Genomic DNA, 16232 nt, shown 5'->3' on the forward strand with positions numbered 1-16232 from the left:
TAGCCGTGCTCTCTCCCCTCGCGCACGACGATCCGCGAACTCTCGGCGGCTACCGTCTCGTCGCCAGACTCGGCAGCGGGGGCATGGGAACCGTCTATCTCGGCAGATCCCCGCGTGGTCGCACGGTCGCACTCAAGACGCTGCACCCCGACTTCGCGGCTCAGCGGGAGTTCCGGGCCCGGTTCCAGCTGGAAGTCGACGCCGCCAGGGTGATCGGAGGGTTCCACGGAGCCGAGGTCGTGGACGCAGATGTCTCGGCCGGAACGCCGTGGCTGGCCACGGAATATGTGCTCGGGCCGCCGTTGGACGCCATGGTTGCCCGGTGCGGACCACTGCCCGAGGACGCCACTCGGGCCGTCGGTTCCCGGCTGAGCGAAGCCCTCGCGCAGTTGCACGCATCCCATGTCGTCCACCGCGACCTCAAGCCCTCCAACATTCTCCTGACCGCCGCCGGACCCAAAGTGATCGACTTCGGTATCGCCAGGGCCGCCGGGGAGGATCGAGTCACCAGGACCGGAGCGGCGGCGGGCACCCCGGCCTTCATGTCTCCGGAACAGGCGACGGGACAGGAACACGCCTCTGCGGGAGATGTTTTCGCCCTGGCCGGGGTACTCGTCTTCGCCTCCACCGGCCGAGGGCCGTTCGGCACCGGCCAGACCGCCGATCTGCTCTATCGAGTCCGGTACGGTGAGCCGGATCTGTCCGAGGTCCCCACCGGGCTGGTGACGCTGCTCGCGCAGTGCTTGTCCAAGAATCCGGCGGAACGGCCGACCACGCAGGATCTCGCTGCCCGACTCGACGGGCGTGCGGCCGAGTTCGCGGACTGCCTGCCTGACGCTGTGCTTGCGGACGTTCTCCAGCGCTGCGGGGCCGTATGGGAAGCACCTCCACCTTCTCTCCCGGACCCGGAAGCCGATTTGGTGGCGGAGACGAGAGGCTCGGCCCACTCCCGCCCGACTCGGCGACGTGCGCTGAGGCTGGGAGGGGGCGCTGCGGTGGCGGCCGGTGTCGCAGTCGGCGCGTGGTCGGTGTTCCGGGCGCAGGAAACCCCGGAAGATCCGATGCCGGAAGCCCTCTCGCCGCCTCGCGGGAGCGCACCGACTGCCGCTCCCGAACCCTCCTGGCAGCAGCTCTTCGACGGGGGTGAGCTACGCCCCGCGCTGGCCGGGGAGTACGTGGCAGTGGTCGCGGGCGACCGTCTCACCACCTTCGACATGCAGGGTGAGGACGCGGGCACCAACCGGTACGTACAGGAGGACGAACCCACCGTCGCCGACGGTGAGCACCTGTACGGCGTGAGCAACAAACTCCTGCTCTGCCGCGTCGACCCCAGAACCGCGGAATTCGGCGGACCTGTGGCCGATTTGAACGATCTCGGATTGCAGAATCTGCAGGTGCACAGTGGGCCGATCCTGCTGGGCGCTGGTGGAAGCGTCCTCGTAGTGCAGGGCAAACCGAAGAGCGTCCCCGAGGACTCGCTGAAGCGGCATGTGGTCGCTCTCGATACGCGGACAGGGAAGATCAAATGGCGTGCGAGGTCGGACTTCGAAGCCACACTCGTGGCGACGGTCAGGGGCACGTTGATCCTGGTCGATGCACTCGGCAACATATGGGGACTCGACGTGTCCACGGGTGACGTCACCTGGTCGAGGAAGTTCGACGCGGCACTCGACAAGAACATGTCGGCCGTCGGCGTGAATCCGGACGGCTACCTCTACCTCGGCTTGGAGAAGGTCCATGCGCTGCGGGTGTCGGACGGCAAGACGGTATGGCGCTTCGGCGCGGGGCGACCGTTGGAAGTCTCCACGGACCGCAAGGGACACCGGGGCGCCAAGCCGTACTACGGAACTCCACTCCACAAGGACGGCACCGTCTACGTGCTGGAACCAGGCAACGGCGTGGTGGCTCTCGAAGCGGACACGGGAAGGCTGCGCTGGGAGATGAAGGCCGGGTGGGCCGCAGAAGTCCCACCTGATGCGGTTCCTGCCGCCGGCGACCGGTACCTGTACTTCCCCTCCGACGGCCCACGCTTGATCACCGCCGTCGATCGGAAGGAACGCGCGGTGAAGTGGGTCCTCACCAGCGACGATCAGGAGCGGCTGCCGCGGTTGCTGCCGCACGGAGACTCGAGGCAGCTCGTCGTCGCCACCGACCGGAGAGTCTTCGGCCTGCCCGCGAAATAGCGGTCTGCCCCGGTCCACCGCCCGCCCTCAGCAAACCCAGGAGCACCCGGCAATGAATCCCCTCGGCACCGGTGACCCCCTCCGTCTCGGCCCGTACCGCCTGGTCGGCGTGCTGGGGTCCGGGGGGATGGGCAAGGTGTATCTGGGGCGGGACACCGCGGGAAAGCCGGCCGCGTTGAAGGTGCTGCGGCCCGAGTTGGCGCACGAGGCCGCGATGGCGCGGCGCTTCGTGCGGGAGGCGCAGGCAGCGAGCGCGGTCCGCAGCGGCGGCGTGGCGCGGGTGCTGGGGGCGCAGACCGAGGGCGGACGCCCGTGGATCGCCACCGAGTTCCTCGCCGGGCCCACTCTGGACGAGTCCGTGGAGCGGCACGGACCGCTCCCGGAAGCCGCGGTGCGGGCGCTCGGTGCGGCGCTGGGGCGGACGCTGCACGACATCCACGCCGCGGGGCTGGTGCACCGGGACCTGAAACCGTCGAACATCGTGCTGACCTCTGCGGGGCCTCGCGTCATCGACTTCGGGATCGCCCGGCCGGAGCACGGACTCACCCTCACCACCACGGGGCAGGTGCCGGTCACGCCCGGATACGGGCCGCCCGAGCAGGTGCTGGGGCAGCGCGTCGGCCCGGGGGCCGACGTGTTCGCGCTCGGTGCCGTGCTCTCCTTTGCAGCGACGGGAGAACGTGCCTTCACCGGGGAGCATGTGGCGGCGGTCCAGTACGAAGTGGTCCACGGACAGCCCCGGCTGGGCGCGCTGCCGCCCGGCCTGCTGCCGCTGGTCGGGGCCTGTTTGGACAAGGAGCCCGGCCGCCGTCCCACGCCCGACCGGTTGGGCCGGGCACTCGCGCCGCCCCGGGGCGCGGAGCGGGGGTGGCGGGAGGGGGCTCTCGCCGAGGACATCGCCGAGCGGGAACGCACAGCGCGTCGGCTGACAGCCCTGCCCGCCGACGGGCCGGCCGGCTCCGGCGGGTACCTGGGCGGGAAGCCCTCGCGACGCCGACTGCTCACCGCGCTCGCGAGCGGCGGAGCCCTGCTGGCTGCTGGGGGCGCGGGCGCCTGGTACTGGCTCGGCAGCGTGGACGGCGAGGGGGAGGGGCCGCACCAGTGGGACGCCGAGCCACTGTCCGGGTACGAGAGCGGGAAGCCACCCGATCCGCTCTGGGGCCCGTTCGCGGTGGCCGCCGAATCGGGCCCGGATCCGCTGCCCGTGGGGGATGTGGTGATCGTCGCGGGCAAGGGCGGGGGTCTGCACGCCTACGACGTCCGAAACGGCCGTCGGCGCTGGAAGGTCGCAGACTCGGTGGCAGCCGGATCAGCCGGGCTGCTCGTCTCAGTCGAGGAGCGGCCATCGGTCCTGGGCGTCGGGGAATCGGGCGAGGTCGTCGGGCTCGCCGCGGCGGACGGGAGACAGCGCTGGTCGGCCGATGCCGACGCCGCGGTGCTGCTGACGGCTGACGCGACGGCTGTCTACTTCGTCACCGGGAGCGGCAGGCTGTGCGCGGTGAGCCTCACCTCGCGCAAGGCGCTGTGGACGGTGCGGCTTCCGGTCGGCTCCACGAACGAGCGCCCGGCCCGAGCCGCGGCGGGACGCGGACGACTGGTCGTCCACGGCGCGGACGGCAAGGTCGCCGGGGTCGACACCGCGAGCGGCCGCACGGTCTGGGGTCCGCGCAAGCAGAGCGAGGACGGCACGGCTCTCGTCCCCGCGATCGGTGGCAGCACTGTCTACCTCGGCGGCGAACGGCTCACCGCGCTCGCCCTCTCCGACGGCTCCGTGAAGTGGGCCGAGCCCGCCGGCGGCGACGGCGGGTGGGGCGCCCCCGCACTCCAGGGCAAGGTGCTGTACGCGTCGAACGAGACGGACTTGGAGGCCCGCGGTACAGCGGAGGGCGCGGCGAAGTGGACGGTGACGCTCAACACCACGGCGCTCCCGCCCGAACCGCCGACGCTCCAGCGGCACACGGCCTGGCTCCCCCTGTATGAAGACGGCGCCGACGGCATCGCCGCGGTGGACACCCGTAACGGTGCACAGGCGTGGACCTTCGTACAGGGCGCCGCCGGTCCCTGGCAGACCGCCTCCGCGGGGAACCGCGTCTTCCTGCTGCAAGGCGGCACCGTGGCCGCCATGCCGGTCTTCTGACCCTGGCGGCCCGGAACTCTGCCTCCGGCGAGCCCGGCGGACGGGGCCGATGCCTGACATGCCGCCGGGAGAAGAGCAACTGGTCTGCGGAGCTGCCCTGTTGCGGGGATTCACACGCGCCGGCACTCAACGGACGCCGGGGCTACACGGTCGTCGAGGGGCTGTGACACGAACCGGACCGCTACGGCGGGTGATTGCGCTACCGTGCTTCGAGACGTGCCGGAGTCGGACCACGTCGAAGCCGGAAGACGGGGAGGGTTCCAGATGGGAATGAACGGTGCCGATCTTGAGCGGCTGCGGGAGCTCGCGGGGAAGTTCGACGGCGACGCGACCCAGCTCCAGGGGCTGATCACCAGGCTGCAGTCGGCCTGCAACGACAGCGGCAGCTACTGGACCGGCGGCAAGGCGCAGCAGTTCCGCGGTGAGTGGGAGAGCCTGAAGCCGACGTTCGACAAGTTCGTGGAGACGCTGCGGGAAGCGGGGCGCGCCGCGCGGACCAACGCGGACAACATCGACCACGCCACCAACTGAGCCACGGCGGGGCGCTCGGCCCCGCGAAGCCGTTCGCACCCGGGGGCCGCAGCCGACCAGGCCGCGGCCCCCGGCGCGTGTGCGGCTCGGCCGCGAGCCGGTCGCGGGGTGCGCCCGTGCACCCTCGGCACGGCACCGTGCGGAACCCGTCCCAGGGCACCGGACGTGCCTCCGATCAGCCGATCGGTCCGGGGCGCGGGACCATGTTCCGGGGCTCGGCCCGGCGGCGTCATTCGTCCACGACCGCCTGGACGGCCGTCAGCTCGCCGCTGCGCACCAGCAGTCCGCGCCCCAGCACCCCGGACGCGGCGGCACGGGGCAGCCGGACGGAGAACAGCTCGCCCTCCGCGTTGTTCTGCGGCGAGAGCAGCAGGCCGCTGCGCGCCCGCCGGGCCTCCTTGACGAAACCGCGGTACTGCGAGGTCAACGCCTCCGTGGTGCCGGCGGCGACCAGGCCGTGCCCGCCGTCGACCCCGCTGCGCACCACCCCTTCCAGCACGGAGTCCAGCGGGGTGTCGTGGACGAGTTCGGCGTCGTCCACGACCACCGCGTACCGGCCGCCGGCCGCGGCACGCTCCAGGAGTTCCTGGAGCGGCGCCGCGTCCGTCATGTCCTGGACCGCGCCCAGTACCCCCGGCTCGCCCGCCAGTTCGCGCAGCGGCGAGCGCTTGGGGGTGACGAGGACGAGCGGCAGACCGGAGCGCAGCAGCGAGCGTGCCGCCGCGCACACCGACGTCGAGCGGCCCGATTTCGGCGGCCCCGCGATGACGAACCCCGGACCCTCCTGGGCGAGGTCCACACCTGTCGGTGCCAGCTCGTCGCCGCCCACCCCCACCAGCATCCACAGCGGGGACGGCGGAGTGAACCCGGGATCCAGCGCCCAGGCCGCGCCGGCGGTGGCCCGGCCCGGGAGCGCGTCCACCCGCATGGGGCGCAGTCCGCGCGGCGGTTCGCCGTGCTCGGCCGCCGCGCGCTCGGCGATCCGCCGGACGGCCGCCACCTGGGCCCGGCCGGCGGGATCGCGGTCCAGCAGGGCGAGCTGGCTCTCCCGCACCCCGTCGTCGCCGGGCCGCAGGCACCGGCCCGGCGGCAGCCGGGTGGGCACGTCGCGGGGCGTCATCCCGGCCGTGGAGTAGTCGTTGGGGTCGGCCAGCCGCAGGACGAGCCGGTCGCCGAACGCGGCGGAGACGGGGCCGGACAGCCCGCCGCGGCCCGCGGACATCACGGCGCGCAGCCCCACCGAAGGGCCCTCGCGGAAGAGCTGGGTCATCCCGTCGACGAGCTTGCCGTAGTCGTAGGACTCGAAGGCCGCGGTGTAGCTCTCCCAGTCGTCCAGCAGCAGCACCAGCCATGGCAGCCGCTCCCCGGGGGAGGCGGCGGACGCGCGCTGTTCCGCGACGTTGGCGGCACCCGCCCGGGCCAGGATCTGCTGGCGGCGGACGAGCTCCGCCTGGAGCCTGGCCAGCAGCCGGGTGAGCCGGTCGGTCTGGTCCCGGGTGACGACGGCGCCGCAGTGCGGCAGTACGGAGAGCGGGACCAGGGTGTTGGAGCCGCAGTCCACGCCGTACAGGTGGACCTCGGCGGGGGAGGCGCTGTCGGCCAGTGCGCCGGCGATGGTCCGCAGAGCTGTCGAACGCCCCGAGCGCGGCCCGCCGACCAGCAGCAGATGGTCGCCGTCGACCAGGTCCAGTGCCAGCGCTTCGCGGGCCTGCCGGGCAGGTACGTCGGTGACGCCGAACACGACGGGCGCGATGTCGCCACGACGCCCGAGCGCCGGACGGGGTGCCTCGGCCACCGTGACCAGGTCGGCGAGCGGCTCAAGCCAGGGCCGGTACGGCTCCGGGGAGTCCAGCGCCGCGGCGCTCTCGCGCACCGCCTCGACCAGCAGCGCCAGGTCGGTGAGCGGGTCGTCCTCGGAACGGCCCGGCGCCTCCGGGCGGGCGGGCGCGGGCAGGCCCAGATCCGCCCACTCCACGCGCACCGCCCACGGCTCGGTGGTGCGCTCGGCGGCCGTCTGCGGGCGGCGCCCGCCCACCCGGCCCGACTGGAACGGCAGCAGCGAGGAAGCCCCCAGCCGTACCAGCGCCCGCCCCGGCGTGTTCTTGGAGAGGGAGGCGGAGTCGGGCGAGCCGATGACGTCCTGGCTCTCGGAGTTGTCCGTCATCCGCAGCGCGATCCGCAGATTGGTGTTGGCGCGGATCTCGGGCGAGACCACGCCGCCGGGCCGCTGGGTGGCGAGGATCAGGTGGATGCCCAGAGAGCGGCCGCGCTGGGCGATGTTGACCAGTCCGGTGACGAAATCCGGCAGTTCCCGGGCCATCGAGGCGAACTCGTCGACGACGATCAGCAGTCGGGGCAGCGGGGCCAGCGAAGGGTCCCGGCGGGCGGCCCTCTCGTACGCCTCGATGTCCTTGGCGCCCACCGGGTCCAGGATCCGCTCGCGGCGGCTCACCTCCGCGTCGAGCGAGACCAGCGCACGCTTGACCAGGTGGGAGTCGAGGTCGGTGACCATGCCGACGGTGTGCGGCAGCTGCTCGCAGCCCTTGAAGGCGGCGCCGCCCTTGTAGTCGACCAGGACGAAGTTCATCGCGTCCGGCCGGTTGGCCACCGCCAGCGAGGCCACCAGCGTCTGCAGCAGCTCCGACTTGCCGGACCCGGTGGTGCCCGCGACCAGCCCGTGCGGACCGTCACGTACCAGGTCGACGGTGAACGGGCCGTCGAAGGAGGCACCCACCACGGCGGCGGTCGAGCGCCCGCCCGCCGCCCAGCGCGCCGAGACCGCCGCGGCGGACGGCGGCTCCAGCTCCAGCAGGTCCAGCAGCCGGCAGGCGTCCGGCAGTGCGCCGCTCTCCTTCTCACTCACGTCGCGGACCGGTGCCATGGCGCGGGCCACCGACTCGCACCAGGCGGGCGGTACGCAGTCCGGCCGCACCGACTGCACCGGGCTCCCGCCGAACTCCGACACCTGGAGCAGCCCGAAGTGGTCCTCCTCCACCAGCGCCCGGCACTCCTCGGGCAGCAGCCCGCGGTCCGCGTCCAGGCACACCAGCTGGATACCGAAGCGGGGGCCCTCGCGGAGCAGCTGCGTCAGTCCCGGCAGCGCACGCAGCCGGCGGGAGCCGTCCAGGACGACCAGCACCGACGGGCCGCGCCACTGCTCGTCCCCGCCAGGTCGCCGCTCGCCGGCGGCTTCCTGACGCGCGCCGAGCAGCGCCAGCAGCTCGCTGATCCGGCGGGCGACGCTCTCCGTCTCGGTACCCAGCAGCGCCACCGCACCATGTCCCTCGCGGCCCCGCGCGTGCGGCAGCCACCGCACCCACTCCCAGCTCTCCCGGCCCGACGGGTCGGTCAGTACACAGACCGCGAGGTCCGCCGGGCTGTGCAGCACCGACGCCTGGGCCACCAGCCAGCGACCGAGCGCGCGGGGCAGTTCGCCGCGGCCTGCGACACCGAGGACGCCGTGGGTCCGCAGCGGCACCGAGACGGGCACCTCGGCCAGCATCCGCGGCTCCGTACGCCGGTGCTCCTGCTGGTTGGGGTCGCTGACCTCCACTTCTGAGGGCAGGGCGCCGGTGCCGATCCGGAGCACGCCGTGGTCGTCGTCCTCCAGCCGCCGCTCCCACAGCCGCTGGCCGGGTCCGGTGGCCGCGACGTACAGCTCCGCCGGATCGGGGCAGGCCAGCCGCCGCGCCGCCGTCTCCTCGGCCATCGCGCGGCGCGCCTGGTACTCGATGGAGACCTTGTGCTGTTCGTACTCGCGGCGTTTGCGCCGGTGGGACCGGCGGCCGTGCCGCCGGTCGTAGAAGTGGTTGGCGACCAGGGTGACCGGGGTCAGCACCGCCATGATCAGGTAGATGGCGCTGCCCAGCAGCACCACCATCGCGACGGCGGCCAGCAGCGGCGCCAGTGCCACCGCCCACGGCAGTGGCCGGGTCTCCGACTGACCGGGCCTGGACGGCAGCTGGAACTGGGTCCTGCGCGCCGACGGTTTGATCCGCGGCGGGCGGTTGAAATCGAGCCCCGTGCCGTCCTGCGAGGGTTTGAGCGCGGCGTCCGGAAAGACGGGCGCACGCAGCTCGAACAGGGAGTGCCCGGCCGCGACGACACTGCGCCGCCGCCAGGTCCCGCTCTCCTGGAGTGCACTGCCGTCCATGGTGACGCTGCTGCCGAACGCCGGTGCGACGGTCACCGAGCCGTCGAGGGACACATCGATCTCGAAGGCGGTGCTGGGCAGTGTGCTGTCGGCCGGCCGCACCCAAGCCGCTCGGCCGCTGCCGACGACGGCCACGCCCGGCCCCAGCCGGTACACGCGGCCCGCGTCCGGTCCGCCCACGACCCGGATCTCCACGGTGCCCTGGGCCTCCGGGCCGGGGCACGCGCCGGGTGCCCCCACCGAGACCGTGGCGCCGTCCCGGACGGGGGAGCCGGCCACCGGGACGGTGGGATCGAGCGGGCAGCCGTTGACGTACAGGGCGGGTGCGCCCCTGCCCGTGCCTCCGCCCCTGCCTCCGTCCGGGGGGCCGCCCGGTGCGGCGGCGCCCAGTTGCCGGGTGACCTCCCGCGCGAGGGCCCCGACCGCGACGTCGGGCTCGATGTCCACCAGCAGATCCGCCCGCCGCCCGCCCGCGGCGTCGGCGGCGGTGAGCCGCAGTTCCATTGGAGCTCCCCCGTGGTCGGCCGGTGCCCGCTCCGCGGACCGGCGCCCGTGCGTCCGCGTCCCAGACTCGTCGGCCTGTGCACCGACGCGCTCTGCTCCGCGTAGCAATCATGCAACAGCGCGCCGGAGCCGGACAGCTCGTTCCACGCCCGCTTCACCCTCCCCGCACCGAGGTGTTCCGCGCTGCGTAGCAAGCCGGCAACAGCGCCCCCGAGTCCGCCCGTTCGTCCTAGGATCGAAGGGGCCGCCCCCGGATCCCCGGTCCGCGGCGGCGCCATCGGGAACGCACGGCAGAACGGGGGCACGATGGGCGGACACGACGACGAGAAGCTGGTGGACAGCCCGCTGTACGCGGATCTGGCGCGGCTGCGGCAGAGCGTGGCCGGACAGCAGGACCACATCGCCGCCACCCTGGACCGTGCCGCGTCCGACATGGGCGGTGGCGGAGTCTGGGAGGGGCCGGTGGCCAAGACGTTCGCCTCCGAGGTCGAGGGCCGCAAGGGCGAGGTGCACCGGCTGGCCCAGGAGATCGTCGACGCGGTGGACGCGGTGCTCAGCCGCACGCCGGAGCAGGTCCCGCTCAGCCAGGCGCAGCTGTACCGCAGGGCTGTGTGAACCAACCGGGGCCGGTCGGACGAGTCCTACGAGGGCGAGGGGGAGTCGGGGGATGAATGCCACGCCGCCGCCGGGAGGCGGCACGGGGCCCGGATCGGGAACGTTCAGCGGAATCGACCCGGGCCGGCTGAAGGAGATGATCGATGCGTTGGGCAGGGGTGCCCACGTACTCAAGAGCGCCGACGGCTGGAGCCGGCAGTTCAGCGGCTTCGGCGCCGACACCACCGGACTGAGCCGACTGGTGGCCATCGGGAACTGGGCGGACCAGCAGCTGCCCTCCCTCAAGCGCCGCTTCGATCTGGCCGTGGCCATCGAACAGAACCATCCGGACGCCGGCCGCACGTTGGTGCGGGTCCCGGACGACTTCCTCTCCCTCGAGGCGGCCCAGCGCAAGGGCAAGGAGCTCGCCGACCGGATGAACCGGGTCAACCGGGTGGACGGTTCGGGCGCGGAGGAGATCCACCGCATCGCCGGCGAGCTGGCACGCTTCCAGGACGACCCCGAGGTACTGGCCGCGTTCTACGCGCAGCTGGGACCCAACCGGCTCTCCACCCTGCCGATGTTCCTCTACCAGTCGGGGAGCGGGACCGGGCAGGAGGACCTGAGGACCTTCAGCCGCGGCCTGGGCACGGCCAGCAGCGCCACGTTCCTCGCCGCACCGGGCTTCGACAAGGTCACGCAGATGATGCTGCGCCCCTCGGAGAACCCCTCGGACGCCTGGGGCCGGCTGGCCCTGATGCAGCACGGGCACTTTCCCACGGAGTACATCCGGAAGGCGGCGAGGAACCTCGCGCTGGACGGCTTCGTCAAGGACCCGGACGGCACCGACTGGCGTGGCACCTCGCTTCCGCAGGCGGCGGCACTGGGGCTCTCCGAGGACAATCTGGCGCTCGCGCTGAACCTGCTGGGCAAGGACGGCGCGGCTGCCCGGGACGTGCTGCGCGGCATGCATCAGGGCGACCTCAAGAAGACCTACGACCTCCTGCTCGGCTACGCCAGGTCCCGCGGCTCGGGTGACGCCGTCGCCGCCGGGCTGGGCCGGGCCATGGAGGCGGGCTCCGGCGTCGGGACCGAGGAGCCGGGCCGGCACAGCCTGGCGGCCTCCCAGTTCGCCTTCCACGCCATGACGTACATGGCGGGCCGGGGCGAGGACGGCACGCCGTGGTCCATGAAGGTTTCCATGGCGAATCTGGGGGCTTCCTACATCCACGAGCTGACGACGGGAGCCCGCGACGACGACGCCCCCTACCGGCAGTCCGGCATGGCCCGGCCCGCCAACTGGACCGACCTGCCGGGCCTGAACCCCGCCTTCTACCTGAGCCCGCAGGACACCTACAAGTTCCTGACGACCTTCGCGGAGAGCCGGCCGGCGACGGACGCCTTCGATCGTGCTGCCGGGGAGTTCAGCGAGCAGGCCCTCCGAGGTGCCGCGAAGACCGACGCGGCGGCGGTGCGGGACGGCCACGAAGACCCCCAGCAGATGTCCCGGATGGCCGGGGCGTTGGGCAAGCTGGCGCGGGCTGAGTACCGGGCACAGGTCGCCGCCGGCAAGGACATGGACAAGCAGGCGGCGGCGGTCCGCGGCGTGCTGAAGGATGTGGCCACCGTCGGGCTGGGTGAGGTCCCGTTCGCCTCGAAGGCGGGGGAGTACCTCTGGAAGGGTGCCCAGTTCGCCATCGGCAAGCTGGGGCTGGATCCCTGGGCGCAGGGCGACAACCCGAACGAGAAGCGGGTCACCCAGGAATACCAGAACTTCGATCGCATGCAGCGGTTCCGGATGACGAAGTACCTTTACGAGTCGGGCTATCCGGTGCAGCCGCCACCGCCGGAGGAAGTCGTCAACAGCGACGGCAGCCTCAAGTCGTTCGATCAGCTGCGCCAGGAGGCACAGCGGGAGGGCGGCAAGGACCCGGGCGCCGCATTCCAGCGGAAGCTGCGGACACTGACCGACTGGACGGACTCCACCGCGGGCCAAGACGGCGACCGGTTCGACCACAAGGTCGACGACGCGGCCGAGGCAGCCGGTGGCACCATCGGCGGTGCCACCCCACCGGTCGCCCCCAACTGAGCGTTCCCCGGCCGCCTCGCCCGGCAGTCAGCCGGCCGGGGCGGCCGACTCCCCCCGGTCGCAGACCGGCTCGGCCGAGGCCAGCCCCACGCTGCCGTCCGCGGTCTGCACCAGCGAGGTGACCGCGTAGCAGGAGCCGGGTTCCACGGGCGGGGAGGAGAAGACGACGCTCGGCTCGTCCGCGTCGGTGTTCTTCACCTTCACCGTTTTCCCGTCGGCGGACTGGGCCGTGATGGCGTAGCCGTACACCGGCTGCGGCTTCTTCGGCCTGCTCCACGCCACTTGGACCTGCCGCCCGACCCGGGTCACCTTCACCTCCTGGGCCTGGAAGTCCGGAACCTGGCCCTTGGGCAGCGGGTGCGCCGATCCGGTGGCCTTCTTCGGCGGCTCCGTGGCGTCGGCCGTTCCGGCCTGGTCCGCGGCCCGCACCAGGTACAGGGCCAGCCCGGCCCCGCCCACCAGCACCGCGGCGCCGCACGCCGCGAGCACCCGGCTGCGGGTCCGGCGGCGGCGGGCGACGGCCTCCGGCGCGTCGGGATCGTCGTCCGTCTCCGGCGGCGGCTGGGTCAGCGCGTCGTCGGCCGGGTCCCAGCCCGGCAGCGGAACCTCCGGCTCGGCCTCCGGCTGCAGCTCCGGGACCCGCTCGGCGCACGAGAGGGGCAGCAACGTCCGCAGGTCGCTGTGCACCTCGGTCAGCGGCGGCCGCCCCTCCGCGTGCGGGGCCGTCATCCGGTCCAGCAGCGCGTACAGCGGCCCGGGCACGTCGCCGCGCGGCAGCCGCGGCAGGCCGCCCGCCGGGACCGCCTCGTAGCCGGCCGAGCCGCCCCGGCGTACAGCCTCGGCGCGCGCGGGTCCACCCGCCAGCAGCGCGTACAGCGTCGCGCCCAGCGCGTACACGTCGGCGGCGGGACCGGGAGCCTCCCAGCCGAACAACTCCCGTGCCGCGTACGCCGGATCGAAGACCGCCCCTGCCGACGGTGCGGCCCGTTGGAGAACCCGGCCGAGGGCGTGCCCGGCCAGCAGCGGGGCGCCCTGCGCGTCGAAGAGGATGCTCGCCGGGCGCACGTCCAGGTGCAGTACGCCGCGGCGGTGTGCCGAGTGCAGCGCGAGTGCCAGCCGCACGCCGATCACCAGGACGTCCGCCACCGGGAACGGGCCGGCGGCGAGCCGGCTGCGGGCCGAGCCGCCTGGGCAGAACTCCTCCACCACGTAGAGCTGTTCCGCGCGGGTCGCCCCGGCGTCGGCGACCGCGACCGCGCACGGGTGCCGGGCCGCGGCCCCCGCGGCCAGCAGTTCGGAGTGCGCGGCCAGCCGGCGCCGCGGGTCCGCCACCCGGGGCCTCAGCACCCGGACGGCCACCTCCCGGCCGCCGGGTGCCTCCCGGCACAGTACGACGGTGCTGTGCGCGCCCGTCGCGAGGAGGCGCTGGGGCTGGTAGCCCTCGGGCAGGGCGGGCACGTCGGTGGGCGCACCGACGGCGGGTGCGCCTCTGCCGGGGGCACCGGCGGGCGCCGCCCCCGGCGGGGCGGCAGCCGCGGCGGGGTGCGCGGGTGTGCCGGGAGCCTTGGCGCTGTCCCGGCCCGGGGTGGTGTTCACTGGCGTGCTCCTGATCGGCTGTGACGTAGCAGCGTGCCGGGCCGCAGTGCCCGCTTGACCCGTTCCCGGCGCGGTACCGTCCGCGCGACGGACCTCTCGATCGCGTCGCAGTGCCGCCAGGCGGCCTCCGCGGCCGCCTCGTCGGGTGCCCGGCCCCCGTAGCCGACCTCGTTCACCAGCCGGGCCAGCGCGGGCAGTTGCCCGCCGCTGCCGCTGCCGCTGCCGCTGCCGCCGAGCCGCGCGACGCCGAAGGCCGCCACCTCGGTCGCGGTGTGCGCCGCCGTCGCCGGCAGCCCGACCTCGGTGAGCCGGTCGACGATCTGCTGCCACGCTCCCAGCACCCGCTGCCCGGGGTCACGGGCGCGTCGGCGCCGACGGCGGACCCGGTGCGGAGCCCAGGCCGCACCGCCGCAGTACGCCAGGAGCAGCAGCACGACCGCCGCCGAGGCGTACACCCACACGGGCAGCCCACCGCCGCCGGATGGTGCGGCCCCGTCGTGCTGCTTGCCGTCGTCCTGCTGGTCGGGCGCCGCGGAGGGGGGCGGTTGTTTCGTGATGGCCCGGTCGGTCTTCTCACGCTTCTCGGGCCGCCCGGCCGGCGGGACGGACGAACCGTCCTTCGCCGCCTGTCCCGGCGTCGGATAGAACGGCACCCAGCCGACGCCCTCGAACCGCACCTCCGGCCACGCCAGCGCGTCCCGCCCGGTGATCTGCGCGCTGCCGTTCCCGCCCGCGCCCCGGGCCCCGGCGCCGTCCGCGCGGAAGCCGACCGCGACCCGCGTCGGCAGACCCAGCGTCCGCGCCAGCACCGCGAACGACGCCGCGAACTGCTCCGAGGTGCCGTGCTTGCCGGTCGTGAGGAAGAACTCCAGGTTGCGGTAGGCGTGCCCGGGAAGCGACGTGGGGTCGTAGCGGTAGTGCTCGCGCAGCCAGCCGGCGAGCCGGTGCGCCTGCTGGTACGGGTAGCTGCTGCCGGCCGTGGCCTCCGCCGCCAGCTCGGCGAACGTCTCGACCGCCTTGATCGGCTTGCCCGCCGCGTCGGTGCGGGGCAGCGAGGTGGCGGCCGAGTGGGTCGCGCCGTCCGGCACCGCCGCGTATTGGAGCCGCTTGGCGTCGAAGACCGGCGCCTGCGAGACGGCGGTGTAGGACAGGCCGCGGTTGCGGACACCCGCACCGTCGCCCCCGCCCAGTGCGAGCACGCCGCTGCGCGGGTCGACCGCGAGCTGCCGCTCCGCGTCGCCGGAGCCGGCCGGGCCGGGCCCCACGGTCTCGGGGGCATCGCCCCTGCCCCGGCGGGTGATCTTCACCGAGGCGGGCCGGTCGGCCGCGGGCAGCCAGATGCCCGGCAGGTTCTGGAGGGTCACCTGCTGCTCCACCCGCTCCCGGCCGCCCGGGTCGGTGCCCGGCTGCGGGGGGACCCGGCCGCCGGAGCGGGTCAGCTCGGCGCCGGACGTCCACTTCACGCCGTCGTAGCGGTCCAGCACGGCGAGCCGCCAGTTGTGGCCCCCGGTCGTGGTCCGGGCTCTGAACAGCCGCGTCTCCGGGTGCTGCAACCAGGCGCCGACCTGGTCGAGCGGGCTGGTGGACTGGGGGTGCACGGTCGGCGGGCGCACTTGGTGGCGCAGGTCGTACGGTTCGCGCGCGGCGAGCCCGGGCAGCCGCGGGCCGAGCAGCGCCGCGGCCAGCGCCAGCACCGCGACGACCGGCAGACCGGTGCTCAGGCCACGGACCGTACCGTGCCGGGCCGTCGGCGACCGCAGCAGCATCAGCAGCCCCGTGCCGGCCACCAGGCCGGCCGCGAGGGGCGTGTTCGAGCCCGGCCCGGAGACGCCCAGCACCAGGGGGACGCCGAACGCGAGCACCGGCGGCAGCGCGGGCAGCAGCGGTGACCGGGTGCGCAGCGCCAGTTCCGTGGCGGCGAGCGAGGCCGACCACAGCACCGCGTGCGGCAGTACGAGGAATCCGGGGCCGGTCGGTGCGGGCAGGATCGTGGTGAGGACTGCGTGGGGTGCGTCCAGCAGCGTGGACCGGATCTCGCCCACGGCGCCGCCCGAGGCGAGCCCGCCCGCCGCGTCCCGGAACAGCGTCACGCGCACCGTCACCAGCCACACCACGGCCCCCAGCACCAGCGAGGGCCACAACGGTGCCGGCCCCTCCCTCCGGGCCCGGGCCAGGAACAGCCCCGCCGAGACCGCCATCGGCACCGGCACGGCGACCAGCAGCACGGGCAGCAGCGAGCCCACCGGGAACACCCGGTGAAAGCCCAGGCCCGCACCGGCCAGCAGTCCGGCGACCGGCAGCAGGGACCACAGGCGGCGGTGCAGCGGGATCAGGCGCGGCGCCGGACGAGCCGGCCTCACCCCTCCGCTCCCGGAGCCGCCCCGGCGCCCGTCGCCGTCCCATCCGCCCTCCGGCGCGGAGGCCACCGGATCCGGCACCGTCGCG

The 16232-nt window shown here is 74.0% G+C and carries 8 protein-coding genes; 5 read left to right on the forward strand and 3 right to left on the reverse strand.

What is annotated here, in order from left to right; translation table 11 throughout:
• Positions 1-5 precede the first annotated feature (5 nt).
• From A949_RS31925 to A949_RS0100375, 3 genes are all read left to right on the forward strand, one after another.
• The gene (locus tag A949_RS31925; RefSeq protein WP_019354026.1) at positions 6-2183 is read left to right on the forward strand and encodes a serine/threonine-protein kinase; all 2178 of its coding nucleotides are present in this window, start codon (positions 6-8) and stop codon (positions 2181-2183) included.
• A 52-nt stretch (positions 2184-2235) separates the two neighbouring features.
• Complete coding sequence (locus A949_RS0100370) at positions 2236-4320, forward strand: serine/threonine-protein kinase (RefSeq protein WP_019354027.1); 2085 nt, start codon at positions 2236-2238, stop codon at positions 4318-4320.
• 264 nt (positions 4321-4584) lie between these two features.
• Complete coding sequence (locus A949_RS0100375) at positions 4585-4851, forward strand: WXG100 family type VII secretion target (protein WP_019354028.1); 267 nt, start codon at positions 4585-4587, stop codon at positions 4849-4851.
• 229 nt (positions 4852-5080) lie between these two features.
• Here the strand turns inward: A949_RS0100375 and A949_RS0100380 are convergent, their stop codons facing one another.
• The gene (locus A949_RS0100380; protein ID WP_019354029.1) at positions 5081-9508 is read right to left on the reverse strand and encodes an FtsK/SpoIIIE domain-containing protein; all 4428 of its coding nucleotides are present in this window, start codon (positions 9506-9508) and stop codon (positions 5081-5083) included.
• Positions 9509-9814: 306 nt separating this feature from the next.
• Here A949_RS0100380 and A949_RS0100385 point away from each other — a divergent pair, with 306 nt between their 5' ends.
• Positions 9815-10123 carry a hypothetical protein gene (locus tag A949_RS0100385; protein WP_019354030.1) on the forward strand — a complete coding sequence of 103 codons (309 nt, stop codon included), beginning with the start codon at positions 9815-9817 and terminating at the stop codon, positions 10121-10123.
• Between the two features lie 136 nt (positions 10124-10259).
• Positions 10260-12191, forward strand: a complete 1932-nt coding sequence (locus tag A949_RS0100390) for a hypothetical protein (protein WP_158687517.1) — start codon at positions 10260-10262, stop codon at positions 12189-12191.
• Positions 12192-12218: 27 nt separating this feature from the next.
• Here A949_RS0100390 and A949_RS31930 read toward each other — a convergent pair whose 3' ends face one another.
• Both A949_RS31930 and A949_RS0100400 read right to left on the reverse strand, forming a co-directional pair.
• A complete protein-coding gene (locus A949_RS31930) occupies positions 12219-13787 on the reverse strand; it encodes a serine/threonine-protein kinase (protein WP_051019346.1) in 1569 nt (522 codons plus the stop codon).
• Entirely contained in the window at positions 13784-16147 is a 2364-nt protein-coding gene (locus A949_RS0100400) for a transglutaminase domain-containing protein (protein ID WP_237735695.1), read from the reverse strand. The genes A949_RS31930 and A949_RS0100400 overlap by 4 nt, the downstream gene beginning before the upstream one ends.
• Positions 16148-16232: the final 85 nt, after the last annotated feature.

This window comes from Streptomyces sp. AA1529 (assembly GCF_000280905.1).
Taxonomy (GTDB): domain Bacteria; phylum Actinomycetota; class Actinomycetes; order Streptomycetales; family Streptomycetaceae; genus Streptomyces.